Source organism: Micrococcus sp. NPDC078436 (genome assembly GCF_040702705.1).
Lineage (GTDB): Bacteria > Actinomycetota > Actinomycetes > Actinomycetales > Micrococcaceae > Micrococcus.
This window is the reverse complement of record NZ_JBFBLX010000027.1, coordinates 3,473-5,463: the sequence shown is the minus strand read 5'-3', so window position 1 is coordinate 5,463 and position 1,991 is coordinate 3,473. Positions and strand designations below refer to the sequence as shown.

The window sequence follows — 1,991 nt, the reverse complement described above, 5'->3', positions numbered from 1 at the left end:
TCGTGTGGTAAGGTTGCGAAACCGGATCACGTGAACAGCTGCTGAAGACTTCGGAAACGGGGTTGACAGGGTCTGATCGGATGGTCTAGGATGGAGAAGTTGCTCCAGAGCGAAACGTTCCGCGAGGCGGGATGGTGAGTCTGGAAGCGCCTGTTGTTTGAGAACTCAATAGTGTGCCAAGTTTGTTGATGCCAATTGTTTTAACACATTGGTTGACCATACACCCCGCACCCCCGTGTGAGTGGTGGTGGTCTGCCAGCGATTGAATTGATGTCATGACACTTATTTCCGGGTGTTGTGAGGTCGTTCTGTAATTTTTTTACGGAGAGTTTGATCCTGGCTCAGGATGAACGCTGGCGGCGTGCTTAACACATGCAAGTCGAACGATGAAGCCCAGCTTGCTGGGTGGATTAGTGGCGAACGGGTGAGTAACACGTGAGTAACCTGCCCTTGACTCTAGGATAAGCCCGGGAAACTGGGTCTAATACTGGATAGGAACGTCTACCGCATGGTGGGTGTTGGAAAGAATTTCGGTCATGGATGGACTCGCGGCCTATCAGCTTGTTGGTGAGGTAATGGCTCACCAAGGCGACGACGGGTAGCCGGCCTGAGAGGGTGACCGGCCACACTGGGACTGAGACACGGCCCAGACTCCTACGGGAGGCAGCAGTGGGGAATATTGCACAATGGGCGAAAGCCTGATGCAGCGACGCCGCGTGAGGGATGACGGCCTTCGGGTTGTAAACCTCTTTCAGTAGGGAAGAAGCGAAAGTGACGGTACCTGCAGAAGAAGCACCGGCTAACTACGTGCCAGCAGCCGCGGTAATACGTAGGGTGCGAGCGTTATCCGGAATTATTGGGCGTAAAGAGCTCGTAGGCGGTTTGTCGCGTCTGTCGTGAAAGTCCGGGGCTTAACCCCGGATCTGCGGTGGGTACGGGCAGACTAGAGTGCAGTAGGGGAGACTGGAATTCCTGGTGTAGCGGTGGAATGCGCAGATATCAGGAGGAACACCGATGGCGAAGGCAGGTCTCTGGGCTGTAACTGACGCTGAGGAGCGAAAGCATGGGGAGCGAACAGGATTAGATACCCTGGTAGTCCATGCCGTAAACGTTGGGCACTAGGTGTGGGGAACATTCCACGTTTTCCGCGCCGCAGCTAACGCATTAAGTGCCCCGCCTGGGGAGTACGGCCGCAAGGCTAAAACTCAAAGGAATTGACGGGGGCCCGCACAAGCGGCGGAGCATGCGGATTAATTCGATGCAACGCGAAGAACCTTACCAAGGCTTGACATGTTCTCGATCGCCGTAGAGATACGGTTTCCCCTTTGGGGCGGGTTCACAGGTGGTGCATGGTTGTCGTCAGCTCGTGTCGTGAGATGTTGGGTTAAGTCCCGCAACGAGCGCAACCCTCGTTCCATGTTGCCAGCACTTCGGGTGGGGACTCATGGGAGACTGCCGGGGTCAACTCGGAGGAAGGTGGGGACGACGTCAAATCATCATGCCCCTTATGTCTTGGGCTTCACGCATGCTACAATGGCCGGTACAATGGGTTGCGATACTGTGAGGTGGAGCTAATCCCAAAAAGCCGGTCTCAGTTCGGATTGGGGTCTGCAACTCGACCCCATGAAGTCGGAGTCGCTAGTAATCGCAGATCAGCAACGCTGCGGTGAATACGTTCCCGGGCCTTGTACACACCGCCCGTCAAGTCACGAAAGTCGGTAACACCCGAAGCCGGTGGCCTAACCCTTGTGGAGGGAGCCGTCGAAGGTGGGACCAGCGATTGGGACTAAGTCGTAACAAGGTAGCCGTACCGGAAGGTGCGGCTGGATCACCTCCTTTCTAAGGAGCATTAGTGCCCGTTGCATCACCGCGTGTGTGATGGCGGGTTGCTCATGGGTGGAACATCAACGAATGGTGCTGGGGAGTGTCCTGGTTCTGGCTGAGTACGCCGGCTGTTTGCAGCTGGTTGGAATGGTTGGGGCTGGTGATGG

General features: G+C 56.0%; 1 rRNA gene. It reads left to right on the top strand.

What is annotated here, in order from left to right:
* The first annotated feature begins 318 nt into the window (after window positions 1-318).
* Window positions 319-1,839 (top strand): 16S ribosomal RNA (locus tag AB0302_RS11280).
* The last annotated feature ends 152 nt before the right edge of the window (window positions 1,840-1,991 follow it).